The following is a 26010-nucleotide window of genomic DNA, read 5'->3' as shown; positions in this document are numbered from 1 at the left end:
TTACAGTTGAGCGGACAGCATATCTTCCAGCTTCTGCTGGTCGACAGCGAACAAACGAATGCCTTCAGACAGCTTCTCAACCGCCATTGGGTCTTGGTTATGCTGCCAGCGGAACTCTTCTTCTGCCAGTGGCGCTGGCTGATGGAATGCTTCTGTGGAGGGAGTCAGTTTGCGTTCAACCGGCTCGTTGCTGTTTTTCAGTTCTTCCAGCAGGTTTGGCGAAATGGTCAGACGATCGCAACCGGCCAGTGCCAAGATCTGGTCAACTTTACGGAAGCTGGCACCCATGATCACGGTCTGATAGCGATGCTCTTTATAGTACTTGTAAATATCGGTTACGGACTTCACGCCCGGATCTTTCGCCGCGTCGTAGGCTGCGTTTGGCTCTTTTGCCTTATACCAGTCGTAGATACGGCCCACGAAAGGTGAAATTAAATAAACCCCGGCCTCGGCGCAGGCGCGCGCCTGGGCGAAGGAGAACAGCAGAGTCAGGTTACAGTTAATGCCTTCTCTTTCAAGCTGTTCAGCGGCTTTAATGCCTTCCCATGTTGAAGCCAACTTGATCAAAATACGCGATTTATCAATGCCGTGGTCCGCATACATGCCGATCAGCTTACGCGCTTTTGCCACACACATGCCGCGATCGAAGGATAGACGTGCATCAACTTCGGTAGAAATACGGCCAGGGACACTTTTGAGGATCTCCAGACCGATGTTCACAGCCAGCTTGTCTGAAGCATTGATAATTTGCGTTTCCTTGCTTCCACCTTGTCGGCGGGCGTAATCAAGCGCTTCTTGAATCAGTGGTTTATACTGAGGAATATCAGCAGCTTTGAGGATCAGTGAAGGATTGGTGGTCGCGTCCTGCGGTTCAAAATGACGAATGGATTCAATATCGCCACTGTCGGCTACCACTGTCGTTAGCTGTTTAAGTGCGTCTAACTGGTTCATCTCTTACTCCTTAAGAAGAATCGATACAGCAAAAAGTCGTTACGTTTTAATTAGAGTACATAGACTGCATCATTTTATTAACACATTGAATGCGCTTTTTCTGATTGTTGTGATGGGCCTCAGCTATGGCTTTAGATATCAACAGGTTATAAAACCGGTTGGCGGACCTTATTATAGACAGTTCAACAAAGTCCGCTGACAGCAGAAAAATTATGCGCCTTTCAAACCTTCATAGTAGCCAATTTTTTCAACTTTGCTGGTCGAACCGCCCCCTTCAAAATTAGAGGCCAGCCAGGCCGCGACGATCGATTTTGCTAATTCCGGACCAACGACGCGGGCACCCAGCGTCATTATCTGTGCGTCATTACTTTTGCGAGCACGTTCAGCCGAATAAGTGTCATGGCATTGGGCCGCACGAATACCTGCAACTTTGTTCGCCACAATGCTCATTCCGATGCCGGTGCCGCACAGCAAGATGCCGCGTTCAAACTTTCCTTCTTTAATTGCCGTTGCCACGGTGAAGGCAATATCCGGATACAGCGGATTATTCGCATCCTGACTGTAATCGACCACTTCCACCCCCTGTTGCTGAATAAAAGCTTTGACGATGTTTTTCAGTTCAATCGCCGCATCATCGGCTCCAATCGCGATAGGTAACATATTTTCTCCTGCCTAATTAATAGGTTATGACTGTTAAATAACGTCATGGCATTGAACACAACGGCCATCTTTCTGCTACGGCATCAGACCTCTTCAGGTGGCGCGTAACGCTTAAAACTAAGATAACGCAAAATCAATCATATGTTCAATGGTTGTTCATATGTTTTGTGATGAATGATCTAAACTGATGCTGTTCGGCTAAATGTATTGAACAAAGTGTGATGTAAACTCGGATTAGGTTCGTTTTAATTGGCTTTTTGAGTCTTGTCACACTTTTAACGTTGGGGTGTAGGCAATTCCAGGAGGAAAGGGTAGTGTTCATATGTTCACTGATAGTATTTATGAACAACTCAAAACCCGTTAGAGGATGAGACCATGAGACAAGCCTGCAAAAGCCCTACAAGCACTGCCCATTTTGCAGCGTCGGATAAAACATCCAGCGCTTTTGAACGCTGCACCAGCCAGCACTCCAGAAGCTTCTTAGTTAATGCTTTGCCTGCCTGCGGGCAGTAGGAGTAAAAAATGACAACAATTTCTCAAACAGTACCTGGGACTGCTGAAAAATCAGCAATTCGTAAAATTTGTTTGCGCCTGGTTCCTTTCGTGGCGCTGATGTTCTTTATTAACTTCCTCGACCGTACCGCCATCTCTTTCGCGGGCCCCAATGGGATGATTAGCGACTTAGGCATTCAGGTGGCCCAGTTTGGACTGGCATCGGGTATTTTCTTTGTCGGCTACATTTTGCTGGAAGTACCGAGCAATCTGGCACTGCATCGCTACGGTGCACGCCGTTGGCTGGCGCGTATCATGGTCTCGTGGGGCATTGTGTCGCTGCTGTTTACTTGGGTTAGCAGCGTGCAGGGGCTTTATGGTCTGCGTTTGCTGTTAGGCGTAGCCGAAGCCGGCTTCTTCCCGGGGGCTATCTTCTTCCTCAGCGCATGGGTGCCGGCGCGCTATCGCAGCAAAATTCTCGCACTGTTCTATCTTGCCCAGCCGTTGACCGTGGTATTTGGTGCACCGCTGGCTGCCTGGTTTATTAACCAGCACGGGCTGTTCGGCCTTGAGGGCTGGCGCGTGATGTTCCTCGGCGTATCGATACCGGCCATTCTGGTCGGGATCGCGGCTTGGTTCTATCTGGTTGATAAACCTAAAGATGCTAAATGGTTGACGACGGAGGAGCGCGTTTGGCTCGAGACAGAACTTGAGAAAGAAGAGTCGAGTAAGAAAACCCCTCACGGTCATCATGGGCTGAGAGCGGCATTTGCCAGCGGTCGCGTGTGGATGCTGTGCATGATCTATTTCGGTTTCGTCTACGGCCTATATGCATTGGCTTTCTTCCTGCCGACCATTATTGGCGGATTCCAGCAGCAGTTTGGCGTCACCTTTAGCGTACTGCAAAAAGGGCTGATCACCGGCATTCCTTATTTGGTCGCCGCCGTCGTGATGTTCTTCTGGTCGCGTGATGCGTCAAGACGGGGTTGTAAAACCTGGCATATTGCGCTGCCTGCATTGGTGGGCGGTGTGAGTGTACCACTCGCGCTGTACATGGATTCGCCGGCTGCCACCATTGCTGTCATCACTATTACCGCCTGTTCAATTTTCGCCGCATTGCCGAATTTCTGGACGCTACCCACGCAATTCCTGTCCGGGGCTTCTGCCGCCGCCGCGGTTGCGCTGATTAACACCCTCGGCAACGTGGCGGGTTTCTCGGCTGGTTATGTCACCGGTGCCCTGCACGATGCCACCTCGAGTTATACGGTTCCGATGATGGTCGTTGGCGGATTTATGCTGCTTTCGGCACTGTTGATGGTGCTGCTGCGTGCGACTCAGCGACCGGCCAAGCCTGTTTCATCAACCCTTAAAGACTCGCATTCCGCTAAAGCTGTTTAGGAGTAGTGAAATGACCTATTTATTCAATAAACCCTCGGCGTTTACCAATGAGCTGATCGAAGGATTCGTTGCAGCGCATGCCGCTAAAGTTCGGCAAGTACCGGGAGGCGTGGTGAGAAGTACGCGCAGTCAACCCGGCAGCGTTGCCGTAGTGATTGGCGGTGGATCGGGTCATTATCCGGCGTTTGCCGGACTGGTTGGGCAGGGGATGGCGCACGGTGCAGCGATGGGCAACCTGTTTGCTTCGCCCTCCGCCCAGCAGATTTGTTCGGTGGCGCGTGCGGCAAACAACGGCGGCGGCGTGCTGCTGACCTTCGGCAACTATGCCGGTGACGTGCTGCACTTTGGCCTGGCGCGAGATCGCCTAATTTCAGAAGGCATTCCGTGCGAAATTGTGCTGGTAACCGACGATATCTCCAGCGCCAGCAAGGCTGAGCGTGAAAAGAGACGCGGTGTGGCCGGTGACCTAGTGGTATTCAAAGCGGCTTCAGTTGCCGCCGAGCAGGGTCTTTCATTAGAAGAGGTCACGCGTATTGCTCGCCTTGCCAACCAGCGAATTCGCTCGTTTGGCGTCGCTTTCAGCGGCTGTACTTTGCCGGGTGCCGACCATCCCTTATTTAGCGTGCCGCAGGGCAAAATGGCGCTGGGCATGGGGATTCACGGCGAGCCGGGGATTGGCGAGTCAGACATCCCTACCGCTGACGAGCTGGCTGAAGTCCTGGTCAAAAGTCTGCTTGATGAATTGCCAGACGACATTGCCAGCGCCAAGGGCCAGCGGGTTGGCGTGATCCTTAACGGTCTCGGTTCGGTGAAGTACGAAGAGCTGTTCGTGGTCTATCGTCGTATTGCCCAACTGCTCGATGAAGCAGGCATTGTGGCTGTCGATGCGGAAGTTGGCGAATTTGTGACTAGCTTTAATATGGCGGGGGCATCCTTGACGCTGTTCTGGCTGGACGACGAACTCGAAGCGCTGTGGCGTGCACCGGCCGATGCGCCAGCCTTCCGCAAAGGGTCGGTAATTGCCGCCGAGCCGCTTGCGGTGCAAAAGATAGCTGAAACGGCGGCGGTGAGTGTGCCGCCTGCCAGCGAAGCTTCCAAAAAAGCAGCACAGTGTCTGGTGGGCGTGTTAAATACCTTGGCACAGACCGTGGTGACCCACGCCGACGAGCTGGGGCGTATTGATGCCGTTGCCGGAGACGGTGACCACGGAATCGGCATGGAGCGTGGTGCGCTGGCGGCGGCGGAAAAAGCCGCCGAAATGCAACTGCGCGGTGCGGGTGCGGGCACACTATTACAGCAGTCAGCCGATGCCTGGGCCGACCGTGCCGGAGGAACCTCCGGGGCGCTGTGGGGAATGGCGCTTAATGCGCTCGGCACGGTGATTGGCGATGAAAAATATCCTGATGCGCACACTGTCGCCGAAGGCGTAAGCAAGGCGAAAGACGGCATCATGCATTTTGGTAAAGCCAAGGTTGGCGATAAAACGCTGGTCGACGTGCTGGTTCCATTTAGCGATACCTTAAGCGCCTGCGTTCAGCGCGGCGACAGCTTTGGTGCTGCCTGGCAGCAGGCGGCGCAGGAGGCCGACGTTCAGGCTAAAGCGACCGCCCATCTGCGCCCTAAAGTAGGCCGTGCCAGACCGTTGGCAGAAAAGAGTTTAGGGACTCCAGATGCCGGTGCTGTGTCCCTGGCGCTGATTGTCAATGCACTGCTGCCGCTGTTTGCTGATAAAGCCGGCGACGGTGTAAAACCACGTGAGGAAAAAGTGTGATGAAACCAGAACTGACGCTGGGGGTGAGCCTCAAAATGTATTTCGGCTATCAGCAGACGCTCGAATGGTCACGTCAGATAGCCGAAATTGTTAGCCATCATCCGGCGACGCGCGACGGGAACATTGAACTGTTCGTGTTTCCTTCTTTACCCGCTATTGCCGGTACGCTCGAGGCTTTTCGCGACACGCCGGTGAAGGTGGGGGCGCAAAACATGTTTTGGGAAGACACCGGTGCCTATACCGGTGAAGTGAGCGGAGCCATGTTGCATGAGATGGGCTGTGGGTATGTCGAGATTGGGCACGCCGAGCGCCGCCGCTATTTTGCCGAGACCGATCGACAAATTGCCGATAAAACCACCGCCGCGTTGCGCAACCAACTGATACCGGTTATCTGCATGGGTGAAGCTGAACGTTGCTCTGCCGCCGAGGCGATTGAGCAGGCGGTTGAACAGGCCCATCAGGCGCTGGGACCGGCTGAAAAGCTAGGGCTGACCGGGGATGCCATTCTGGCCTATGAACCGCAGTGGGCGATCGGTGCTAAAGAACCGGCTTCGGCCGAGTTTATTGGTGAGGTGTGTCAAGGCTTGGCCGAGCGATTGGCCCGTGATGCCAGCGGCGCACGTCGGGTGATTTATGGCGGCAGTGCTGGACCGGGTCTGCTTTCTCAACTCGGCCGCCGCAGCGGCGGACTGTTCCTCGGGCGGTTTTCACATCAGCCTGCGGCCTACAAAGCCATCCTCGATGAAGCTTTCACGCTGTTAAACGCCTCGACTAAAGGGAACGGATAATGGCGATTGGACTGAGTACTTACGCCTATTTTTGGCGACATTCAGACCGTGTTCCCGTCCCGATGGGGCTAGATGCGATGCTCGAACAGACTGCCGAGCTGGGCGGTCAGGTTTTTCAAATTTGCGATTATCCCAAAATTGAAAAACTGTCGGCTGAAAGCCTGGAAAAACTGAGACAGCGTGCCGAATCGCTTGGCGTGGTGCTAGAGCTGGGAACGCGGGGTCTGAAGGCCGATCACCTCGGGTTGTATTTAAATCTGGCTAAATCGTTGGACGCCAAAATTCTGCGCTCAATGTTTAACAGCCCAGATTCGCGTCCGACGATTGCTCAGGCACAGCAGCAACTGGCGCAAATTTTGCCGGATTTCGAGCGCAGCGAAGTGGCGCTGTGTATCGAAACCTATGAACAGGTTCCTACCGCCAGCAATCTTGAGGTGGTGAAACACTTCAACTCACCGTGGTTGGGCATTTGTCTCGACCCGGCCAACTGTGTGGCAGCGCTGGAAGCACCGAAAGAGGTCATTACCCTTACCGCGCCCTATGTGCTGAATCTGCACGTTAAAGACTTTGCCTTCTCGCGCCGCGACGGCTGGGTTGGCTTCACCTTCGCCGGATGCCCGCTAGGTGAAGGGCTGTTGGATTACGACGCGATGATTGCCGAGGTGAACCCACAGTCGCGCGGTATAAACCAGATTATTGAGCATTGGCTGCCGTGGCAAGAAGACGCCGATGCAACCTGTGCAATGGAAGACGCGTGGACGCGTCACAACCTTGATTTCCTGCTGTCGCGAAATTCATAGCGTCTGGCCGGAAAGTTATCGATTACCCCTTCTTTTAAGTATGACTCTGAATTTTAAATATTAAGTGAGGAACACATCATGACGACAACGTTGAAAACAATTACCGTATTGGGCGCCGGTGGTAAAATGGGCATGCGTATTTCTGCCAATTTCCAGAGCAGTGATTATCAGGTGTTCTACTGCGAGAATTCTCCGCGTGCGCAGGAGCAGGTTGCCGCACTGGGTCGTGAAATATCGGATGCCGACACCGTCGTGCCGCACAGTGACGTAGTTATTCTTGCGGTGCCTGATATTGCACTCGGTGCCGTTTCTACCGCCATCGTGCCGAAAATGAAGGCCGGTGCCGTTCTGTTGACCCTTGACCCTGCGGCAGCCTACGCCAACCTGATTGCCCAGCGCGATGACATAAAGTACGCCGTAGCGCATCCCTGCCATCCGTCAGTATTTCTTGAGCGTTATACCAAAGAAGAGCACGCCGATGCCTTTGGCGGCATTGCGGCTATTCAGCACGTGGCGGCCTCTTATGAGCAGGGAAGCGACGCCGAACGTACTGAATTGGCCAAAGTGGTCAGCGTGATGTACGGTCCGGTTGAGCAAGTGCATTGGGTCAGCGTTAAACAGCTGGCCTATCTTGAGCCTACGCTGGTTGAAACCGTGGCCTGCATGGTCGGTTCTTTCATGAAAGAGGCGCTCGACGAAACCGTTAAGTCCTGCGGCGTGCCGGAAGAAGCGGCAAAAGCTATGTTGTATGGTCATATTCAAATTGCGCTGGCCGTCGCATTCCGCAGCACCAATCCTTTCTCTGATGCCTGTATGATTGCGATGGAGTATGGTCGTGAGAAGATTATTAAAGAGGACTGGAAGCAGATCTTCGAAGAAAAAGAGCTGGATATCGTGATTGCCCGCATGTTGAAAATCGAAGCCATAAAACGCTAATTTAGCACGCAGCAGGAGGTGGCGCAGTCCCACAAGGTTTGCGCCACCTTAACTTTTTCGCCCCGTGACTCTTTTTCCCGTCTTGTCGATGCCATGCTGTAGTCAAGTTTCCCTGATTAGCGTATAAAAAGGCAGAATTTGCCAGGAGAATTGAGCCCCCGGATGGAAAAGCACACTGTCATTCAAGATAACGAACTGCTGACTGAGATTGCCGTCGCTTACTATCAGGACGAAATTACTCAGGAAGAGATCGCAAAAAAATTTGGTATCTCGCGGATTAAAGTCGGGCGTTTGCTCAAGCGAGCCAAGGAAGAAGGCATCGTTGAGATAAACGTGCGCTACCATCCCGTATTCAGCACCCGTCTCGAACAGCAGATGATGGAGCGCTTCCCGATTAAACGCGCGCTGATTGCCCTCGACCATCAGGACGAAGAGGAGCAGCGTCGCCAAGTCGCGGCACTGGTTTCCAACTATCTGGCCTCTACGCTAAAAGACAATACCGTGGTCACTGTCGGTCAGGGTCGCAATGTGGCAGCCGTCGCCGACCATCCGGGCAGCATGCCGGAACGCCAGTGCAAATTTATTTGCGGCATCGGCGGCACCCACCGCCCAGGCGATTCGATTAATGCCGACCATATCAGCCGTCGTTTGGCCAAGAAGTTTGGCGGTATCAGCGAAACGCTTTACGCCCCAGCCTACGTTGAGGAGAAGTCCCAGCGTGAGGCTTTTATGCGCAATGGCACGATTAACGAAACGCTCGACCGCGCGCGCAAAGCAGACATCGCGCTGGTGGGGATTGGTGACATGAACGAGAACAGCTACATGGTCAAGTTGGGCTGGTTTACGCCGCATGAAATTATCGACGCCAACCTCAATCAGGGCGTGATCGGCGACGTAGCCGGTTATGACTTTTTCAATGCGCAGGGCCAGCACGTTGATACGGTGATGAACGAACGGGTGATTGGTCTAAGCATTGATGAGCTGCGACAAATACCCTGCGTGATAGCGATTGCCGCCGAGAACACCAAGGCGCTGGCCATTCTCGGCGCGCTGCGCACCGGCGCGATTGATATCATCGCCACCACGGCGCTGAATATCCGCACCATTTTAAACATGTCCCAATAGGACTTTAAAGGTGTCGAAGAAATAGTATTGCCCGCATTGCCCGAGTCCTTCGGGCAAGCTGTTTTCCTGCTTTTCGAGCCGCTTCAAGGTTTGTCTTTTTAAGCTCCTTATACTGGTTAACTGGAATTTCTCAGTCAGTGCCAACATAAAAAGGAACCGATAATGGATGATCAACTGAAGCAGAGTGCGCTCGATTTTCATGAGTTTCCCGTTCCCGGTAAAATTCAGGTTTCACCCACCAAGCCGCTGGCAACTCAACGTGACCTCGCGCTGGCCTACTCACCCGGCGTGGCGGCACCCTGTCTCGAAATCGAAAAAGACCCGCTTGCTGCCTACAAATACACCGCAAAAGGCAACCTAGTGGGGGTCATCTCCAACGGCACGGCGGTGTTGGGACTGGGCAACATTGGCGCACTGGCAGGTAAGCCAGTGATGGAAGGCAAGGGCGTGCTATTCAAAAAGTTTGCCGGCATCGACGTGTTTGATATCGAGATTGATCAGAATGACCCCGATAAGCTGATTGAGGCGATTGCCTCACTGGAGCCGACGTTCGGCGGCATTAATCTGGAGGATATCAAAGCACCCGAATGTTTTTACATCGAGAAAAAGTTGCGTGAGCGCATGAAAATTCCGGTGTTCCATGACGATCAGCACGGCACGGCGATTATCTGCACTGCGGCTGTGCTTAACGGCCTGCGCATCGTTAAGAAAAATATTGCCGAGGTGCGACTGGTGGTGTCGGGTGCGGGGGCTTCTGCAATTGCCTGCCTGAATTTGCTGGTAGCACTTGGTTTGAAACGCGAAAATATTACTGCCTGCGACTCACGTGGTGTGATTTATAAAGGCCGTGAAGAGAACATGGCCGAGACCAAAGCCGCCTATGCGATTGACGACAACGGACAGCGCAGCCTGGGAGACGCCATTCCTGGAGCAGATATTTTTCTAGGCTGTTCAGGTCCCGGCGTACTTACTCAGCAGATGGTGAAAGCGATGGGCAGTAGCCCTCTGATTCTGGCGCTGGCCAACCCCGAGCCGGAAATTCTGCCACCGCTGGCAAAAGAGGTGCGTCCTGACGCTATTATCTGCACCGGCCGCTCTGATTACCCTAATCAGGTCAACAACGTGCTGTGTTTCCCGTTCATCTTTCGCGGTGCGCTCGACGTGGGGGCCACCACCATAAATGAAGAGATGAAGTTGGCCTGCGTGCACGCCATTGCCGACCTTGCGTTGGCCGAGCAAAACGACGTGGTGGCGTCGGCCTATGGTGAAGAAGAGCTGTCTTTTGGCCCGGAGTATCTGATACCCAAACCTTTTGACCCGCGCCTGATTGTGAACATTGCACCGGCGGTAGCCAAGGCGGCGATGGACTCCGGCGTGGCGACTCGGCCAATTGTTGACTTTGACGCCTACAGAGAAAAACTCTCCGAGTTTGTCTATAAAACCAACCTGTTTATGAAGCCTATTTTTTCACAGGCTAAAAAAGAGGCTAAAAGGGTGGTGCTGGCAGAAGGTGAAGAGGCGAGGGTGCTGCATGCCACGCAGGAGATTATTTCACTCGGACTGGCTAAGCCAATTCTGGTGGGCAGGCCCGGCGTAATCGATATGCGTATTAAAAAGTTGGGGCTGCAAATAGAGGCAGGCCGCGATTTTGACGTGGTAAACAACGAATCCGATCCGCGTTTTAATGAATATTGGCGTGAGTATTATCAGTTGATGAAACGACGCGGGGTGTCGCAGGAGCAGGCGCGACGTGCCGTTATCGGTAATCCCACGCTGATTGCCGCTATTATGCTGCTGCGCGGAGAAGCCGATGCGATGATTTGTGGCACCATTGGCACCTATCACGAGCATTACGAGGTAGTTGAAAAAGTGTTTGGTTTTCGCGAGGGCGTGCGCGTGGCGGGAGCAATGAATGCGCTGCTCTTGCCGAGCGGCAACACGTTCATCACCGATACTTATGTGAATGAAGACCCCACCGCCGAGCAACTGGCCGAGATAACCCTGCTGGCGGCTGAAACCGTGCGGCGATTCGGCATTGAGCCTAAGGTCGCGCTGCTGTCGCATTCAAGCTTTGGCACCTCAGACGGGCAAACGGCACGCAAGATGCGTAAAACGCTGGAGCTGGTGAACAAGCTGGCGCCTGATCTGGAAATTGACGGCGAAATGCACGGCGACGCGGCGTTGGTTGAAAGCATCCGTCATGACCTTATGCCAGACAGTCCGCTAAAAGGCTCGGCCAATATTCTGATTATGCCCAATATGGAGTCGGCACGAATCAGCTATAACCTACTGCGCGTCACCAGTTCTGAGGGCGTCACTGTTGGACCGGTACTGATGGGCGTGGCAAAACCAGTGCATATTTTAACACCGATTGCCTCGGTAAGACGGATCGTTAATATGGTTGCACTGGCCGTGGTTGAGGCGCAAACCGAGCCGCTCTAAGCCTACCGCTGCGGGCAGATTTTGGCGACTCACCAACATTGAATATCTGCTTAAAACGGGAGAATGGCCTTCGCCAGTGAAGGCCAGATTGCCCCCCTCGATGCGGGGGCTGTCATGAATTACCTCTGTAGGGTCACCAAAATCGGTTTTTTCACAAACAGTCCGTAGCTTAGCGCACCCAGCATAAGTAAACCGGCGCCGAGGAAGAAGACGTTGGTGAACTGGCCGGTCGCATCAAGGATTATCCCAGTGACAATGGGCGCACAGGCTGCGCCCAGGAAGCCCCCAAAGTTCTGGATTGCCCCCATTGATGCCACCTGCTCTTTTGGCGCAATATCTGAGGCCAGCGTCCAAATAACGCCCTGCGGCAACTGGGAGAAGAAGTAGCCAATCGACAGCAGTGCGATGCTCAACGTGGTGTTGTGCACAAACGGTATTGGCGCCACAAAACAGGCCGCCAGCGCAGCACCGGCAACGATCGGCACCTTACGCGCCGTAATGGTTTTCACACCGCGGCGGATAAGGCGGTCGGAAATCATCCCGCCACACAGCACGCCCAAAATACCCGCAAAGAAGGGGATAGCGGCCAGCCAGCCAGTTTGTTTTAGGCTAAAGCCCAGCGATTTCTCCAGATAACCCGGCAGCCAGGTCAAATAAACCCAAATGGTGAACATAATCGAGAAGTTGCCGATCACCATAAACCAAGTGGTTTTATGCTTGAACAGCGCACCCCAGCTCGCCTTGTTGTTGCCATGAACATCGACCACCGGTTGCTGCACTAACTGAGAGTTGGCGTGGATTACCTTTTCTTCCCGCTCTGTCGGATTGCGATAAAATTTCAGCCATACCAGCAGCAGCGGAATTCCGGCCAAACCAATGGCAATAAACATGCCACGCCAGCCGAGTGTTAACAGCAGCACGGTCAAAATTGGCGGCGCAATGGCATTGGCAATCTGCGAACCGGTGTTGATGATGGAGGTGGGCAGTGCGCGCTCTTTGTCGGAGAACCAGCGGTGAGTAATCTTGATGCCGGAGGTAAAGAACGGTGATTCGGAAATGCCCAGCAGCACGCGCAGTGCATAGAACATGGAATAACCATTAACGAAGCCGGCCATCACCGTAAAGGTAGACCACAGGCCCACGCCCCACGAGAACATTTTTTTAGGGCCAAAACGGTCAACCAGCCAGCCCGCCGGCAGGTTGGCCAGCGCATAAGGCCACAAGAATGCCGACAGCAGTAGACCCATTTCCGTTTGGCTGAAACCAAACTCCCTGGCGATGGTGGTATTGGCAATACTTAAATTAGCGCGGTCGAGATAATTAATCACCGCCGCCATTAATAAAATAAAAATAATGCCCCAGCGCAAACGTGAAACAACGGGGGCGGCCGTTTTAACCAGAGGTGCATCGAGAGAAGAAATCGCGTCTTTCATAATTTTAATTATCCACTATTGGTTATTCATAACTAAGCCATCGTCGAACAGGCTCAGGTGAATTTTAATCACAGCTTTACGAATAAAAGACCCGCCTTGGGTATGACAACAAGGGCGATGTAAATCTTGCGGAAAGAAAACAGCAAACATGCCGGGTTTTAAATGAATTAGCGATTCATTATTCGTTTCCTGATAAAACACAATGTCGTGCTGCTCCGCCCGGTCTTCGACTACCTCATGCTCAGCCTCACCGCGCGCCACACCGATGGTTTCTTCTCCCTGCAAGAGAAATTGAATATCTACAAACTTGAAATGTGACTCAGCTCGCATTTCATTAGCAGGAACGGTGTTCATTTCCTGAAGAAGGCAAAACATCTTGCCCGGAATAATGTCGAATTTCCCTGGTGTTAGCGTTGAAAAATCAGTTTGAGTAATATACTCAATACCTTTATTAATAATCGGATGGAAAGCGAATTTCTCTCGTTCCCAATCTCGTAGGCAACATACGATCATGTTGAGTAATCCTTTTATATTTATTTATACCGAGGGTCGAGTTAAGGCTAAAAACGTGATCAATTTAAAGCGTACTGCTTGGAAGCGTGATCGTTTGAATTAAATATAAATAGTCGACCAGGCCATTTAACAGCGGATAAGACGGCAGCTCATCCGCATCATTCACGTAAGGCTATTGCGCCTTATACGGCAGCAATTTTTTTCTGCCACAGCGCCGTGCCGCTGTGGATTTGATCCAGTAACACGGTGAGGCCCCAGAATTTCTCCAGCACATTGTCTTTATTCACTCGGCAGAATTCGCTGTCGAACGTGCCGAGACGTTGATGATAAATCTTGGCATTCTTCGGATAACCCAAGGTTTCAGTCACCGCGCCCAGCGACAAGAAAATGGCCAACTCGTCAGCCAGCTGCGGTTGGGTTTTCGCCTTGTGATACAGCCAGCTGTAAAGTTCGGGGTGGAAGTTAGTGAACACGCCGCTAAATCCTTTAGACCCCGCCTGCATCGCTGGATAAGCAATCGCGGCATTCGCATTAATGATGTTCAACGGCGTATTCGCCACCAGCTGCACGCGGCGGGTAACCGTTGCCAGGTCACAGCTCACGTCTTTTAGCACCACGAAGCGGCCGGTGTTGGCGCAGTAAGTTAGCTCTTCGTCGGTTAGCAGGCGGCGATACGGTGCCGGACACTCATACAGACCCAGCGGCATGGACTCGGGCAGGGCGCTCAGCAGCTTATCCAGTGTGGCAAAGAAGGTGTCGCTACCCTGATTTTTCGGGTCGAGATGGTTGGTTACCAGCACCAGCGCGTCAGCACCGGTTTTCGCCATCGCGCTCAGCTCACTGATTTGGTCATTGATATCATCACTGATATGGCCCGAGGCAATCACCGGAACACGCCCCGCGACTTGCTTGACAACAAATTCGGCCAGCTCAACGCGCTCTTCCAGCGTCAGAAACTGCATTTCGCTCGATTGACACACGGCAAACAGCGCGTCTACGCCTTTCTCAAGATACCAGTCGATCAGCCGGGTCAGGCCTGGGTAGTCAATCTGGTTGTCTTCGGTGAAGGGGGTCAACATCACCGGCACGATACCTTCAATACTTTTAGTCATTACTGCTCCTTAATACGTAATCGATTACGTGGCCACTAAACTTGATGCATCAAGGCAGCGACCGCCACAAGAAACTAAACAGTGAACGCCGCATTTATCGCTGCGCCAAACGTGCTAAAACTTGTGCGTTATCAGGCATGTTCGATGCCCCTTCGCGCTCGACTGACAGTGAGGCAAACGCTGAGGCATAGGTTGCCGCCTGAATCAGGCTTTGCCCGTTGGCAATGCTCGACGCCAACGCGCCGTTAAAGGCATCGCCCGCGCCAGTGGTGTCAACGCTCAGGGCCGGGAAGGCCGGAATGTGTTGAAACTGGTTGCCGTCGAGCAGCAGGGCACCGCGTGAGCCCATGGTAATAATGACCCGCTTTGCGCCCTGGCTGACAATGCGCTGTGCGGCCTCTTTAGCGCTGGCTAAATCCTGCACGTCGATGCCCGACAGCTGCGAAGCTTCGGTTTCGTTAGGTGTAATCACGTCAACGTATTCAAGACACTCCAGCGCGTGGGTCGAGAACGGTGCTGGGTTGAGGATCACTTTTACCCCCAGCGCCTTGGCCAATTTCATTGCGCGCAGGGTGGCGGAAAAATTGTTTTCGAGCTGTACCAGCAACACGTCCGAATCTTCAAGCTCTGGGGCAATGGCCGCGACCTCGTCTTCGGTGATGGTTTTATTGGCACCGGAGTAAATAGCAATCATGTTCTCGCCGTTCTCCTGCGAGACATAGATGATGGCATTGCCTGTCGGCTCGGTTTCCGACTGATACAGGGTAAAGGAGTGAATTTCGGAGGAGGTCAGGTGATCGTAAGCAAACTGGCTGAACTGATCTTTCCCGACTTTGGAAACAAAATGTACCTTTGCACCGGCGCGGCTGACCGCTGTGGCCTGATTTGCCCCTTTGCCGCCGGGACCGAGCGTACTGCCCAGCGCCATAAGCGATTCTCCGCCTTTTGGAAAGCGTTCGACCTTCGCCACAATATCGACGTTAAATGACCCCAGAATGCAGACCTTACCTTTCATGTTATTTCCTTTATTCTGCTGTCCGGCCTGCTTTCTTTTCTGATTTTGCAGTCGTTTTAGCAAGACTTCAAAGTTGTCGCCGGTATCGGTAATCAATTTGGACTGCAAACTCCGGCGGATCACTCGTGCACCACCGTGACAGCGCTGAACCAAATTTTCAGCCGCCAGTGCGTTTAGGTCACTGCGGATGGTTTCTCTGGTTACGCTAAATAGGGACGCCAAAATCTCGACTTTTACCCGTTCGTATTTATCGAGATACTCCAGAATTTGTTGCCGACGCTCTTCAAGAAACATAGTTACCTGCCTTTTCTACATTTAGAATAAATGTAACAAGCTAATTAAAGAGTGATGCTTCTCATAGCTTGGCTGGCAAAACGGAAGTAAACAAAAATTGAAGTGTATGAGTTTTTGACGTTAAAAAGGGGGGAAGCCTTTGGGGGAGAGACGTCGGAATTTTTAGAATCTCTCGCCCAGCCAGGAATTCTGTTTTATTCGAGCCCTCCCCATTAATCGGGAGGGTTAGGAGGGGAAAGCCGACGTTGAGGACGGAAACTAGCTTTTCTTGGCCTGCACCAGCCATTTATCCAGTTCATTGGCGAACTGCTGGCGATCGCGCTGGTTAAGCGCCGGTGGGCCGCCAGTCTGGACACCGCTGGCGCGCATGGTGTCCATAAAGTCGCGCATGTTCAGACGTTCACGAATAGTGTCAGTCGTATAGCGCTCTCCGCGAGGATTCAGCGCCACGCCGCCTTTTTCAATCACCTCGGCTGCCAATGGAATATCAGCGGTTATCACTAAATCACCGGTTTCCACGCGCTTAACGATTTCATTATCGGCCACGTCAAATCCGGCCTCAACGCGCAACGTACGAAGAAATCGTGAGGGCGGGGTGCGGATTATCTGGTTGGCGACCAGCGTAACCATCACTTCGGTTCGCTCGGCGGCGCGAAATAGCACCTCTTTAATCACATTGGGACAGGCGTCGGCATCAACCCAAATTTGCATTATTTCACTCCCGCCAGCCAGTCGCGTACTGGCAAGAAATCGCGATACAGCGCCGCCTCAGGACTTTCAGGGTCTGGCTCAAAGCCGTATTCCCAACGCACCAGCGGCGGCATTGACATCAGTATAGACTCGGTTCTGCCGCCGGTTTGCAAACCAAAAAGCGTGCCGCGGTCCCAAACAAGATTGAATTCTACATAACGGCCACGGCGATAAAGCTGGAAATCACGCTCGCGTTCACCCCAGGTTAACGCTCTACGCTTTTCAACGATCGGCAGATAAGCGTGGGTAAATCCGTTGCCAACTGCCTGCATAAAGTCGAAACAGTGTGCAAAATCTGGCGTATTTAAATCATCGAAGAACAGGCCACCTATCCCACGCGCTTCATTGCGATGTTTGATAAAGAAATAGTCATCGCACCATTTCTTGTAGCGTGGATAAACCTCTTCGCCAAAAGGCTGACAAAGGTCGGCCGCCGTCTGATGCCAGTGGCGGGCGTCCTCTTCAAAACCGTAATAGGGGGTTAAATCGAAACCGCCGCCAAACCACCACACTGGATCTTCGCCGGGCTTTTCAGCAATAAAAAAGCGCACATTGGCATGACTGGTGGGGATATAGGGGCTGAGCGGATGAATAACCAACGAGACGCCCATTGCCTGAAAACTGCGTCCGGCCAGTTCAGGACGGTGCGCCGTTGCCGAGGCCGGAAGCGTGGCACCCGAAACGTGGGAAAAATTTACGCCGGCCTGCTCGAAGACGGCTCCACCGGTCATTACTCGACTCTGCCCGCCGCCGCCTTCCTCTCTGACCCAACTGTCCTGTTTAAACTGTGCGCTGCCGTCAGCGGCGCTGAGTTTTTGGCAAATTTGGTCTTGCAGAGACAGCAGAAAGGCTTTTACTTGATTGATATCGGGTAATTGATTCACGGGCTAACTCGTAAGCTTTCGGACAAATAGGGCACCATTATAGCCTTATTTGTCCCTAGGATTGCACCGTCAGCGCGGTTTTCGTTCGTGGGCGTCAAAATAAGCGAAGAAATTGACGATGCCTGTAGAAATCGCCTGAGCAATTTCCTGACGAAATGCGGTGGTGTTGAGCAACTGCTCTTCCTGATGATTGGTGATAAACGAGGTTTCCACCAAAATCGAAGGGATTGAGGGTGATTTTAATACCGCAAAAGCCGCCTGTTCAGTTTGCTGGCTGTGCAGATGATGAATCGGGCGGATCCTTTCGAGCACGTGGTGCCCCAGCGTCAGGCTGTTTTTTATGGTGTCGGTTTGCACCAAGTCAAACAACACCTGTTGCAGATAATTATTGTCGGCTTCCTGATATTTTGCGCCCGCCACCAAGTCAGCATCGTTCTCCCTTTTAGAGAGGTAACGCGCCATGGTACTGCTCGCACCGCGATTGGACAGGGCAAATACTGAGGCGCCGCTGGCTTCAGGACTGGTAAAACCGTCGGCATGAATTGAAACAAATAAGTCTGCCTGATGCTGATGAGCAATCTCTACTCGCTGATAAAGCGGAATAAAGTGGTCGGAATCACGGGTTAATTTCACCTCGATATGGTCGTTCTGCGACAAATGCTCGCGAACGTAGTTAGCAATCTCGAGAACCACGTGTTTCTCTTCAGAACCTTCATGGCCGATCGCGCCAGAATCAATGCCACCGTGGCCTGGGTCAATCATCACCAGACGTTTTGCACCCGGCGGTTTGGGCTTTGGCGCGACTTTGGTCACGTGCTCGGTCTGCTGCGCTGAGGCGAAGCGACTGCCAAACGCGCCAAAGGCGAGTCCCAGTCCGGTCAGTAATACCTGACGACGCGTAGCTGAGCGAGGGAGCGGTTGGAAATGAAGGAATTTATTGAGGGGATTTAACATCTGTCCGCAGCCTTTTTTTATAGCAGAATGCGGATGTTATATAGTATCCAACCAGCATAATCGACATGAGAACTATTGCTGTTTATTAACAAAGTGTGCGTTTTTAATCATTCCGCAGTCTGATATTTATCTGATTTTTTTCTTAATGGCGGCCATTTTGATATTGCGTATCGGGAAGATCACGCGATAATCAATAAATAACTTATTAACCGCGGCGAAGAGTGATGGAAATTCGCGTATTTAAACAAGAAGATTTTGAAGAAGTGCTAACCCTTTGGGAGCGCTGCGATTTGCTACGCCCGTGGAACGATCCCGAGTTGGATATCGAACGCAAACTTAATCACGATCCGGAGCTTTTTCTGGTTGCTGAAGTGAGCGGCGAGGTGGTCGGTTCTGTGATGGGCGGCTACGATGGGCATCGCGGTTCGGCCTATTATCTAAGCGTTCATCCAGAATATCGCGGTCGTGGCATTGCCAATGCGCTGATGAATCGCCTGGAGAAAAAGCTGATCGCGCGCGGTTGCCCTAAAATCCAGCTGATGGTGCGCGCTGAAAATGATGCCGTGATTAGCATGTATGAAAAACTGGATTACGAAGTTATTGAAAGCATCAGCCTAGGTAAACGGCTGATCGTCGATCAGGAGTATTAATTTTTTAGCCGCTGGGCAGCGTTTGTTCATCCTGCCCGACACTCCTGACCAGAGCAGGGCAGGAGTGTCAATGCGGGTTTTGTGATTAATTAATGATATTTACCCGTTTCACATCAATTTCCTCCGAGTTCCAGTCCTTATCAATTTTCCCTTCCAGACGGACTTTGTCCTTCGGCGTCACGTTCTGACCATTCCAACGTTTGTCGTCAATCTCGGCCGTCAGCGTGCCAGTAGCATCGCGAAAAATATATTTTTCGTCGCCGGTACGTTTGTCAATGTGCCCTTCGAGCATCACCCACTGGTCATCTTTCATGGTTTTAACGTCTTTTATGCTGCTTAATGCCGTGCTATCGCCGGAGAAGCCGCCTTTTTGCTGTACCTGAGGGGCGTTCGGATCGCTAAAACCACCGCTGCTTTGTGCCAAAGCCGGAAGGGTAGAAAGTGCAATGAGGCTTGCCAGAGCTATCTTCTTCATCATAATAGTCATCCTTAATTTTGAGTTTTCTGTAAAAATCAGGCAACGTCATAAAGAGTGGAGTCAAAATATCTCGATGACGCTTTACTGCCTCGAAAGCAATTAAAGCAGACTGTTCTTAACAGTTTCTTAAGGTGTCTTAATTTATGCTGAATACGGCTTTCAAACCGGTCGCGCTGATGTATAACGAGCAGAAGTAAAATGGCCACTAGGCTTAACGCGCGCTCAGCTTGGATTTCCGACGCGTCCTCTTTGCGTCTTTATTAATTTAAGGAAGATTTTTCCGGGCTATGAATCCTGACGAATACAACAGCCACGGCATGCTCCGTCTGCCGTTATGGTTTTGGGCAATATTGGTATTACAGGCGCGTACCTGGTTATTATTTATTATGGCCGGTGCATCACGTCAGCAGGGTAACGGATTGTTAACGCTGTTTTATCCTGACCGACACTCTTTTTGGTATGGCATATTTCTTGGCATTCCGCCGGTGCTGATTTTCCTGCTCTGCGGGCGCAGACACTTGCTGCCAAAAATTTGGCCAATGAGCTATTGGCTGCTTTTGGCCGGCATGTTTGCCACCTTTGCGCTTCAGGGAGTGGGAATGTGGCAGTCGATGGAAGAGCCAAACTTGCTCGACTTTTCGCTGGCGTTGCTCGATGCCGGTGCCTTAGCCTATTGGCTAATGAGCCGCCGTCTGCGCGCCTGTTTTGACGAAGAGCGTCGACTGGTTTAAACGATCAAATTGAATTGGCTCAAAAATCTGCGGCACTTTTTGCGGTCGTTGTACTCCAATTGCCCGATACGATAAAACCGGTATCACTTTTCGCTGTATGACCATCAAGGAGTGTATTACATGACTATCCGCCCACTGTGGCTGGCGCTGCCGCTTATGCTGACCGGCTGTTCAACGATGGCGAACGCGCACATGTCGTGGTCAAGCCTGAATCCAATCAATTGGTTTAGTAGCAGCCTTGAGGTAACCGACGAGGGCGTGGGCAAAATTACCGCCAATACGCCGCTGACTGAAACCGCAGTCAATGACGGCCTCGACGGCAACTATCACCTGCGCAGCGGGATGTCGATGAACGAGGGTAAAATGCGTTCGTTCTATCAGGGAATGGACGATAAAACGGTTAAAATCACCGTGGCGGGCGAACCTAAGGGTAAGGTTGACCGCATTGAAGTTTCCGACCCTAATGTCGCAAGTCAGTGGGGGGTTAAAATCGGTACACCGTTTAATACGCTTTATACCAAAGCCTTTGACGCCTGCCAGAAAGCGCAGGGCGATGACGCACAAAACATTGAGTGTAAAGCGCCCGGCAGCCAGCACGTCAGCTATATTTTCACTGGCGTTTGGGATGGTCCGGACCAGCTGATGCCTTCCGACGACGCGCTCAAAAGCTGGAAAGTTAGCAAAATCGTCTGGCACGCAAAGGCGAATTAAATCCCCTAATACCCTGTTTCAAAACAGGGTTTCTTAAAAGAACTTGGGTATAATACCCGCCGATGCGACGACAGGCTTTTAGCCACTAAAAGTCTGGGACGGTCGCCGCTGACGCGAGGAAAATACTATTATGACCCAAGTTCAAGGCGGCATTCTGCTTGAGCACTGCCGTTTTGCTATCTACATCGAAGCGAAAGTTCAGGGTGAACTCGACGATGTTCGCAGCGGATGCCGCACTTTTTGCCAGTCACTGTCAGAGGTTCAGTCAACATTTCCTAACGATAACGTAGGTGCCGTGGTGGCCTTTGGGCACGACGTATGGCGCGATTTGTCCGCCGGCATCGGGGCTGAGGAGCTAAAACCTTTCGCGCCATTGGGCAAAGGGCTGGCCCCTGCCACTCAGCGCGATGTGCTGATTCACATTCAATCTCTGCGTCACGACGTTAACTTTCTGCTGGCCCAGGCCGCCGTGGCGGCGTTTGGTAACTGTCTGCACATAGAAGAAGAAACGCACGGCTTTCGCGGCATTGAAGACCGCGATTTGAGTGGCTTTGTCGACGGCACCGAAAATCCCAAGGGCGAAGACCGTGCGCAGGTAGCCGCTATCGCCGAAGGCCAACCTGATGCGGGCGGCAGCTATGTTATGGTTCAGCGCTGGAAACACAATCTGACCCAGTGGCAGCGTTTTAGCGTGGCGCAGCAGGAAGAAATTATTGGCCGCACCAAGCTGACCGATGAAGAGCTGCCGGGGGATGTGCGCAAAGAAACCTCGCACCTCGGTCGCGTCGATCTCAAAGAGGACGGCAAAGGGCTGAAAATTCTCCGTCAAAGCCTGCCGTACGGTACCGCCAGCGGTGAGCACGGTCTGTACTTTATAACCTACTGCGCCCGACTGTATAACATTGAAAAACAACTGTTAAGTATGTTTGGCGACCTCGACGGCAAGCGTGACGCGATGCTGCGTTTTACCCGTCCGCTGACCGGAAGCTACTACTTTGCCCCGTCATTAACCCAGTTGCAGTCGCTGTAAACTCTGTTTTCGCGATGCCAGCCCGCCGAGGTTGTGCATCGCGTTCCCCTCCTTTCGCAAAATGCCCGCTCAGTCCACATGGCTTATAGCTTTTCATGCTTGTAAATCACCAAATAGTATATAAAACCGTTACTGCTCTACCCCTAGTTATAAATACACTACAAGTCTAGGGCTGCGTCCGCGCGCCACGTCCACAGTGATTTCAGACCAGGACCGAGAATGAAAAATACGTTGGTCAAGAATAAAACTCTGCAGGGCGCTTTTGCCATTCTGCTGCTTGCCGGTGGCGTGGCCTCGGCGTCGGCTACTGAATTGCTCAACAGCTCTTATGACGTGTCTCGCGAGCTTTTTGCCGCACTCAATCCGCCGTTTCAAAAGCAGTGGGCCGAGCAAAATAACGGTGACAAGCTGGAGATAAAACAGTCTCACGCCGGTTCCTCAAAGCAGGCATTGGCTATTTTACAGGGACTGAGAGCGGACGTGGTGACTTACAATCAGGTGACCGACGTACAAATTCTGCATGATCGGGGGGATCTTATCCCGGCCAACTGGCAAAGCCGCCTGCCTAACAACAGCTCACCGTTTTATTCGACTATGGCGTTCTTGGTACGCAAGGGAAATCCCAAAAATATCCACACTTGGGATGACCTGACGCGCAGTGACGTCAAGCTGGTGTTTCCAAATCCTAAAACTTCAGGCAACGGACGTTATACCTATTTAGCTGCTTGGGGGGCGTTCAATATTGAAGACGGCAAAAATGACGCACAGACCCGCGAAAAAATGGCGCGCTTTATCAAAAACGTTGAGGTATTTGATACCGGCGGCCGCGGCGCAACCACCACTTTCGTCGATCGTGGATTGGGTGATGTGCTGATTAGCTTTGAGTCGGAAGTGAACAATATTCGTAAGCAATACGGTGCCGACAAGTATGAGGTTATCGTGCCGCCGGTCGATATTTTGGCGGAGTTCCCAGTGGCATGGGTCGACAAGAATGTTGAGAAAAATGGCACCGAAAAGGCAGCGAAAGAGTATTTGAATTACCTGTGGAGCCCACAGGCGCAGAAGATCATTACCCGTTTCAGCTACCGTGTGTACGACAAAAAAGTCATGGACGAGGCGAAGGGGCAATTCCCTGACACCAAGCTGTTTAAAGTTGAAGACCAATTTGGAGGATGGCCAGAAGTGATGAAAACACATTTCAATACCGGCGGTGAGCTGGACAAACTGATCGCGCAGGGACACCAGTAATGTTGTTGTCGACCAAACGCGTATTGCCCGGCTTTACCTTAAGCTTGGGAAGCAGTCTGCTGTTCGTTTGCCTGGTGCTGCTGTTGCCGCTCAGTGCTCTGGTTATTCAGCTTTCACACATGACATTAGCCCAATATTGGGCGGTGGTTTCCGACCCACAGGTGGTGGCTGCTTATAAGGTCACGCTCCTGTCTGCCGGCGTTGCCAGCATATTTAACGGCTTTTTTGGCATGCTGATGGCATGGATCCTCACCCGTTATGAATTTCCAGGCAAAACCATTCTCGACGGGTTAATGGATTTGCCTTTTGCACTGCCTACCGCCGTGGCCGGTTTAACGCTGGCCGGTTTGTTCTCGGTTAACGGATTCTACGGCCAGTGGCTGGCGCATTTTGATATTAAAGTGGCCTACACCTGGATTGGTATTGCGGTTGCGATGGCCTTTACCAGCATTCCCTTTGTGGTGCGTACAGTGCAGCCGGTGCTTGAAGAGCTGGGTCCTGAATACGAAGAGGCCGCAGAAACGTTAGGCGCATCGCGCTGGCAGAGCTTCCGTCGTGTGGTATTGCCAGAGTTAATGCCTTCGCTGATGGCCGGAACGGCGCTGTCATTCACCCGTAGCCTCGGCGAGTTCGGTGCAGTTATTTTTATTGCGGGCAACATCGCCTGGAAAACGGAAGTGACCTCGCTGATGATTTTTATCCGCCTGCAGGAGTTTGACTACGCGGCAGCCAGCGCCATTGCGTCGGTTATTTTAGCCGCGTCGCTGATTCTGCTGTTTGCCATTAACACCTTACAAAGCCGCTACGGCCGTCGTTTAGGAGGCCATTAATGTCGCAATTGACGCAGGTTGAAAACGCAGAACCGCGCCGCATCGACTGGATGAAATGGACGCTGATCGCCGTGGGCATGATTATTTGCCTGCTGCTGTTAGTGGTGCCATTAATTTCCATCTTTGTGCTGGCACTTTCTGACGGCATTGCCGCCGTGGGTAAGAATATTGTCGACCCTGACATGCTGCATTCTATTGGGTTGACGGTGCTGATGGCGCTTATCACGGTGCCGGTGAATCTGATTTTCGGAACGTTGCTAGCCTGGTTGGTAGCGCGATTCAACTTCCCAGGCCGCCAACTGCTGCTGACGCTGATCGATATTCCTTTTGCGGTTTCGCCGGTAGTGGCAGGGCTGCTTTATCTGCTGTTTTATGGCACCAACGGTCCGCTGGGTGGCTGGCTGGACGCCCACAACATTCAGTTTATGTTTGCTTGGCCGGGCATGGTAATGGTCACTATTTTTGTCACCTGTCCGTTTGTTATTCGCGAGCTGGTGCCGGTGATGCTGAGTCAGGGGAGTCACGAAGATGAAGCGGCGGTGCTGCTCGGCGCGTCGGGGTGGCAGATGTTTCGCCGCGTGACGCTGCCCAATATTCGTTGGGCGCTGCTGTACGGCGTGGTGTTGACCAACGCCCGCGCCATTGGCGAGTTTGGTGCGGTGTCGGTGGTTTCTGGCTCGATTCGTGGAGAGACCTACACCCTGCCTTTACAGGTTGAATTATTGAATCAGGACTACAACGTGGCGGGTGCGTTTACCGCCGCGGCACTGCTGACCCTGATGGCAATCGTCACACTATTTCTGAAAAGCGGGCTGCAGTGGCGTCTGGCACGCACCAACGACCGTCTTGAACGGGAGGAAAAAAATGAGCATTGAAATTAAAGGTATCAACAAATATTTTAGCCGCACCAAGGTGCTCAATGATATCTCGCTCGATATTCCTTCTGGCCAGATGGTTGCGCTGCTGGGGCCTTCGGGTTCAGGTAAAACTACGCTGCTGCGCATTATTGCCGGTCTTGAAAACCAAAGTGCAGGGCAGTTGAGTTTTCACGGCAAAGACGTGACGCGTCTTCATGCGCGTGACCGTCAGGTAGGCTTCGTATTTCAGCATTATGCGTTGTTCCGCCACATGACTGTTTTCGATAATATTGCCTTTGGTCTGACAGTGTTACCGCGCCGCGAGCGCCCGAACGCCGAAGCCATTAAACAGAAAGTCACGAAACTGCTGGAAATGGTGCAGCTTAGCCACTTGGGTAACCGTTTCCCGGCCCAGCTTTCCGGTGGGCAAAAACAGCGCGTCGCTCTGGCGCGCGCGCTGGCGGTGGAGCCACAGATTTTATTGCTTGATGAACCCTTTGGGGCACTGGATGCCCAAGTACGTAAAGAGCTGCGTCGCTGGCTGCGTCAACTGCATGAAGAGCTGAAATTCACCAGCGTATTTGTGACCCACGATCAGGAAGAGGCCATGGAGGTCGCCGACCGGGTGGTGGTGATGAGTCAGGGCAACATTGAGCAGGTCGGCACCCCAATTGAAATTTGGCGTGAACCGACTACTCGTTTTGTGCTGGAGTTTATGGGGGAAGTTAACCGTATTGGCGGTGAAATTCGCGGTTCGCAGCTTTACGTGGGACAGCATCACTGGCCGTTGGCGATAGCGCCACTGCATCAGGGAAAAGTTGATTTATTCCTGCGTCCGTGGGAAATGGAAATCACGCCACAGAGCAATGCGCGCTGTCCTCTGCCGGTACAGGTGCTGGAAGTGAGCCCGCGCGGCCATTTCTGGCAGTTAACTGTGCAGCCGCAGGGCTGGCACGACGAGCCAATTTCGGTCGTGCTGTCTGAAACATCGGACAATCGTGCGCCACAGCGCGGCGATCGCTATTTTGTGGGCGGTCTTAACGGGCGGCTGTATGCTGGCGATCGTCAGTTACAGTCGGTTGAGCTCGCCAAAACGGCCTAATAGTTTTAAAATTATTCAACGTTATTGCGTAGAATTAAACAGAAGGGCGGTTTTT

The 26010-nt window shown here is 52.4% G+C and carries 25 protein-coding genes; 15 read left to right on the top strand and 10 right to left on the bottom strand.

The window, feature by feature from the left end:
- Both tal and rpiB read right to left on the bottom strand, forming a co-directional pair.
- The gene (tal, locus tag BS639_RS12685) at nt 1-951 is read right to left on the bottom strand and encodes a transaldolase (RefSeq protein WP_055773899.1); all 951 of its coding nucleotides are present in this window, start codon (nt 949-951) and stop codon (nt 1-3) included.
- 210 nt (nt 952-1161) lie between these two features.
- A complete protein-coding gene (rpiB, locus tag BS639_RS12680; RefSeq protein WP_055773896.1) occupies nt 1162-1611 on the bottom strand; it encodes a ribose 5-phosphate isomerase B in 450 nt (149 codons plus the stop codon).
- 522 nt (nt 1612-2133) lie between these two features.
- On the opposite strand from rpiB, the gene BS639_RS12675 reads away from it, so the two are divergent.
- The 7 genes from BS639_RS12675 to maeB all read left to right on the top strand — a co-directional run bounded on the left by BS639_RS12675 (nt 2134) and on the right by maeB (nt 11363).
- Nucleotides 2134-3501 carry an MFS transporter gene (locus BS639_RS12675; protein ID WP_055773894.1) on the top strand — a complete coding sequence of 456 codons (1368 nt, stop codon included), beginning with the start codon at nt 2134-2136 and terminating at the stop codon, nt 3499-3501.
- A 10-nt stretch (nt 3502-3511) separates the two neighbouring features.
- Entirely contained in the window at nt 3512-5272 is a 1761-nt protein-coding gene (locus BS639_RS12670) for a dihydroxyacetone kinase family protein (RefSeq protein ID WP_084983234.1), read from the top strand.
- Complete coding sequence (locus BS639_RS12665; RefSeq protein WP_055773889.1) at nt 5272-6060, top strand: triose-phosphate isomerase family protein; 789 nt, start codon at nt 5272-5274, stop codon at nt 6058-6060. The genes BS639_RS12670 and BS639_RS12665 overlap by 1 nt, the downstream gene beginning before the upstream one ends.
- Entirely contained in the window at nt 6060-6860 is an 801-nt protein-coding gene (locus BS639_RS12660) for a sugar phosphate isomerase/epimerase family protein (protein WP_055773887.1), read from the top strand. The genes BS639_RS12665 and BS639_RS12660 overlap by 1 nt, the downstream gene beginning before the upstream one ends.
- 78 nt (nt 6861-6938) lie before the next feature.
- Nucleotides 6939-7796 carry a phosphogluconate dehydrogenase C-terminal domain-containing protein gene (locus BS639_RS12655; protein WP_084983233.1) on the top strand — a complete coding sequence of 286 codons (858 nt, stop codon included), beginning with the start codon at nt 6939-6941 and terminating at the stop codon, nt 7794-7796.
- Between the two features lie 162 nt (nt 7797-7958).
- Nucleotides 7959-8921, top strand: coding sequence for a sugar-binding transcriptional regulator (locus BS639_RS12650; protein WP_055773884.1), 963 nt, complete (start codon nt 7959-7961; stop codon nt 8919-8921).
- A gap of 162 nt (nt 8922-9083) precedes the next feature.
- Complete coding sequence (gene maeB, locus BS639_RS12645; RefSeq protein WP_055773881.1) at nt 9084-11363, top strand: NADP-dependent oxaloacetate-decarboxylating malate dehydrogenase; 2280 nt, start codon at nt 9084-9086, stop codon at nt 11361-11363.
- Nucleotides 11364-11482: 119 nt separating this feature from the next.
- Here maeB and BS639_RS12640 read toward each other — a convergent pair whose 3' ends face one another.
- The 7 genes from BS639_RS12640 to amiA form a co-directional block, all read right to left on the bottom strand.
- Nucleotides 11483-12796 carry an MFS transporter gene (locus BS639_RS12640; RefSeq protein ID WP_055773879.1) on the bottom strand — a complete coding sequence of 438 codons (1314 nt, stop codon included), beginning with the start codon at nt 12794-12796 and terminating at the stop codon, nt 11483-11485.
- A gap of 15 nt (nt 12797-12811) precedes the next feature.
- Nucleotides 12812-13309 carry a YhcH/YjgK/YiaL family protein gene (locus BS639_RS12635; RefSeq protein WP_084983232.1) on the bottom strand — a complete coding sequence of 166 codons (498 nt, stop codon included), beginning with the start codon at nt 13307-13309 and terminating at the stop codon, nt 12812-12814.
- A gap of 182 nt (nt 13310-13491) precedes the next feature.
- The gene (locus tag BS639_RS12630; protein WP_084983231.1) at nt 13492-14421 is read right to left on the bottom strand and encodes a dihydrodipicolinate synthase family protein; all 930 of its coding nucleotides are present in this window, start codon (nt 14419-14421) and stop codon (nt 13492-13494) included.
- A gap of 94 nt (nt 14422-14515) precedes the next feature.
- A complete protein-coding gene (gene rbsK, locus BS639_RS12625) occupies nt 14516-15730 on the bottom strand; it encodes a ribokinase (protein ID WP_055773874.1) in 1215 nt (404 codons plus the stop codon).
- Between the two features lie 258 nt (nt 15731-15988).
- Nucleotides 15989-16441 carry a YaiI/YqxD family protein gene (locus BS639_RS12620; protein ID WP_055773871.1) on the bottom strand — a complete coding sequence of 151 codons (453 nt, stop codon included), beginning with the start codon at nt 16439-16441 and terminating at the stop codon, nt 15989-15991.
- The gene (gene hemF, locus BS639_RS12615) at nt 16441-17364 is read right to left on the bottom strand and encodes an oxygen-dependent coproporphyrinogen oxidase (protein WP_055773870.1); all 924 of its coding nucleotides are present in this window, start codon (nt 17362-17364) and stop codon (nt 16441-16443) included. Before hemF ends, BS639_RS12620 begins: the two co-directional genes overlap by 1 nt.
- A 69-nt stretch (nt 17365-17433) precedes the next feature.
- Entirely contained in the window at nt 17434-18318 is an 885-nt protein-coding gene (gene amiA / locus BS639_RS12610; RefSeq protein ID WP_055773868.1) for an N-acetylmuramoyl-L-alanine amidase AmiA, read from the bottom strand.
- A 224-nt stretch (nt 18319-18542) separates the two neighbouring features.
- Here amiA and BS639_RS12605 point away from each other — a divergent pair, with 224 nt between their 5' ends.
- Nucleotides 18543-18968, top strand: coding sequence for a GNAT family acetyltransferase (locus BS639_RS12605; RefSeq protein ID WP_055773866.1), 426 nt, complete (start codon nt 18543-18545; stop codon nt 18966-18968).
- Nucleotides 18969-19053: 85 nt separating this feature from the next.
- Here the strand turns inward: BS639_RS12605 and BS639_RS12600 are convergent, their stop codons facing one another.
- The gene (locus BS639_RS12600; RefSeq protein ID WP_173882093.1) at nt 19054-19443 is read right to left on the bottom strand and encodes a YgiW/YdeI family stress tolerance OB fold protein; all 390 of its coding nucleotides are present in this window, start codon (nt 19441-19443) and stop codon (nt 19054-19056) included.
- 290 nt (nt 19444-19733) lie between these two features.
- On the opposite strand from BS639_RS12600, the gene BS639_RS12595 reads away from it, so the two are divergent.
- The 7 genes from BS639_RS12595 to cysA all read left to right on the top strand — a co-directional run bounded on the left by BS639_RS12595 (nt 19734) and on the right by cysA (nt 25955).
- Complete coding sequence (locus tag BS639_RS12595; protein ID WP_055773862.1) at nt 19734-20177, top strand: DUF2919 domain-containing protein; 444 nt, start codon at nt 19734-19736, stop codon at nt 20175-20177.
- 120 nt (nt 20178-20297) lie between these two features.
- Nucleotides 20298-20888: an RpoE-regulated lipoprotein gene (locus BS639_RS12590; RefSeq protein ID WP_055773860.1), complete on the top strand. Its 591-nt coding sequence runs from the start codon at nt 20298-20300 to the stop codon at nt 20886-20888.
- Between the two features lie 130 nt (nt 20889-21018).
- Nucleotides 21019-21918 (top strand): Dyp-type peroxidase, encoded by a 900-nt coding sequence (locus BS639_RS12585; RefSeq protein ID WP_055773858.1) that lies wholly within the window; start codon nt 21019-21021, stop codon nt 21916-21918.
- A gap of 219 nt (nt 21919-22137) precedes the next feature.
- Complete coding sequence (locus BS639_RS12580; protein WP_055773855.1) at nt 22138-23166, top strand: sulfate ABC transporter substrate-binding protein; 1029 nt, start codon at nt 22138-22140, stop codon at nt 23164-23166.
- Nucleotides 23166-23996: a sulfate/thiosulfate ABC transporter permease CysT gene (gene cysT / locus BS639_RS12575; RefSeq protein WP_055773853.1), complete on the top strand. Its 831-nt coding sequence runs from the start codon at nt 23166-23168 to the stop codon at nt 23994-23996. The genes BS639_RS12580 and cysT overlap by 1 nt, the downstream gene beginning before the upstream one ends.
- Nucleotides 23996-24871: a sulfate/thiosulfate ABC transporter permease CysW gene (gene cysW / locus BS639_RS12570; protein ID WP_055773851.1), complete on the top strand. Its 876-nt coding sequence runs from the start codon at nt 23996-23998 to the stop codon at nt 24869-24871. Before cysT ends, cysW begins: the two co-directional genes overlap by 1 nt.
- The gene (gene cysA / locus BS639_RS12565; protein ID WP_084983229.1) at nt 24861-25955 is read left to right on the top strand and encodes a sulfate/thiosulfate ABC transporter ATP-binding protein CysA; all 1095 of its coding nucleotides are present in this window, start codon (nt 24861-24863) and stop codon (nt 25953-25955) included. Before cysW ends, cysA begins: the two co-directional genes overlap by 11 nt.
- Nucleotides 25956-26010: the final 55 nt, after the last annotated feature.

It is taken from the genome of Rouxiella silvae (assembly GCF_002093625.1).
In the GTDB taxonomy this organism is placed as follows: Bacteria; Pseudomonadota; Gammaproteobacteria; order Enterobacterales; family Enterobacteriaceae; genus Rouxiella; species Rouxiella silvae.
The sequence above is the reverse complement of the archived record's forward strand: the minus strand, read 5'-3'. Positions and strand labels throughout refer to the sequence as shown.

What these genes read in the sequence shown, in the direction of transcription:
- BS639_RS12590 (WP_055773860.1), top strand. Translation starts at nt 20,298, where the DNA reads ATGACTATCCGCCCACTGTGGCTGGCGCTGCCGCTTATGCTGACCGGC.
- cysW (WP_055773851.1), top strand. Translation starts at nt 23,996, where the DNA reads ATGTCGCAATTGACGCAGGTTGAAAACGCAGAACCGCGCCGCATCGAC.
- BS639_RS12620 (WP_055773871.1), bottom strand. Translation starts at nt 16,441, where the DNA reads ATGCAAATTTGGGTTGATGCCGACGCCTGTCCCAATGTGATTAAAGAG.
- BS639_RS12635 (WP_084983232.1), bottom strand. Translation starts at nt 13,309, where the DNA reads ATGATCGTATGTTGCCTACGAGATTGGGAACGAGAGAAATTCGCTTTC.
- BS639_RS12585 (WP_055773858.1), top strand. Translation starts at nt 21,019, where the DNA reads ATGACCCAAGTTCAAGGCGGCATTCTGCTTGAGCACTGCCGTTTTGCT.
- BS639_RS12630 (WP_084983231.1), bottom strand. Translation starts at nt 14,421, where the DNA reads ATGACTAAAAGTATTGAAGGTATCGTGCCGGTGATGTTGACCCCCTTC.
- BS639_RS12670 (WP_084983234.1), top strand. Translation starts at nt 3,512, where the DNA reads ATGACCTATTTATTCAATAAACCCTCGGCGTTTACCAATGAGCTGATC.
- rbsK (WP_055773874.1), bottom strand. Translation starts at nt 15,730, where the DNA reads ATGTTTCTTGAAGAGCGTCGGCAACAAATTCTGGAGTATCTCGATAAA.
- tal (WP_055773899.1), bottom strand. Translation starts at nt 951, where the DNA reads ATGAACCAGTTAGACGCACTTAAACAGCTAACGACAGTGGTAGCCGAC.
- BS639_RS12605 (WP_055773866.1), top strand. Translation starts at nt 18,543, where the DNA reads ATGGAAATTCGCGTATTTAAACAAGAAGATTTTGAAGAAGTGCTAACC.
- BS639_RS12655 (WP_084983233.1), top strand. Translation starts at nt 6,939, where the DNA reads ATGACGACAACGTTGAAAACAATTACCGTATTGGGCGCCGGTGGTAAA.
- amiA (WP_055773868.1), bottom strand. Translation starts at nt 18,318, where the DNA reads ATGTTAAATCCCCTCAATAAATTCCTTCATTTCCAACCGCTCCCTCGC.
- BS639_RS12660 (WP_055773887.1), top strand. Translation starts at nt 6,060, where the DNA reads ATGGCGATTGGACTGAGTACTTACGCCTATTTTTGGCGACATTCAGAC.
- BS639_RS12580 (WP_055773855.1), top strand. Translation starts at nt 22,138, where the DNA reads ATGAAAAATACGTTGGTCAAGAATAAAACTCTGCAGGGCGCTTTTGCC.
- BS639_RS12650 (WP_055773884.1), top strand. Translation starts at nt 7,959, where the DNA reads ATGGAAAAGCACACTGTCATTCAAGATAACGAACTGCTGACTGAGATT.
- BS639_RS12600 (WP_173882093.1), bottom strand. Translation starts at nt 19,443, where the DNA reads ATGAAGAAGATAGCTCTGGCAAGCCTCATTGCACTTTCTACCCTTCCG.
- cysA (WP_084983229.1), top strand. Translation starts at nt 24,861, where the DNA reads ATGAGCATTGAAATTAAAGGTATCAACAAATATTTTAGCCGCACCAAG.
- BS639_RS12640 (WP_055773879.1), bottom strand. Translation starts at nt 12,796, where the DNA reads ATGAAAGACGCGATTTCTTCTCTCGATGCACCTCTGGTTAAAACGGCC.
- BS639_RS12665 (WP_055773889.1), top strand. Translation starts at nt 5,272, where the DNA reads ATGAAACCAGAACTGACGCTGGGGGTGAGCCTCAAAATGTATTTCGGC.
- BS639_RS12595 (WP_055773862.1), top strand. Translation starts at nt 19,734, where the DNA reads ATGAATCCTGACGAATACAACAGCCACGGCATGCTCCGTCTGCCGTTA.
- rpiB (WP_055773896.1), bottom strand. Translation starts at nt 1,611, where the DNA reads ATGTTACCTATCGCGATTGGAGCCGATGATGCGGCGATTGAACTGAAA.
- cysT (WP_055773853.1), top strand. Translation starts at nt 23,166, where the DNA reads ATGTTGTTGTCGACCAAACGCGTATTGCCCGGCTTTACCTTAAGCTTG.
- maeB (WP_055773881.1), top strand. Translation starts at nt 9,084, where the DNA reads ATGGATGATCAACTGAAGCAGAGTGCGCTCGATTTTCATGAGTTTCCC.
- BS639_RS12675 (WP_055773894.1), top strand. Translation starts at nt 2,134, where the DNA reads ATGACAACAATTTCTCAAACAGTACCTGGGACTGCTGAAAAATCAGCA.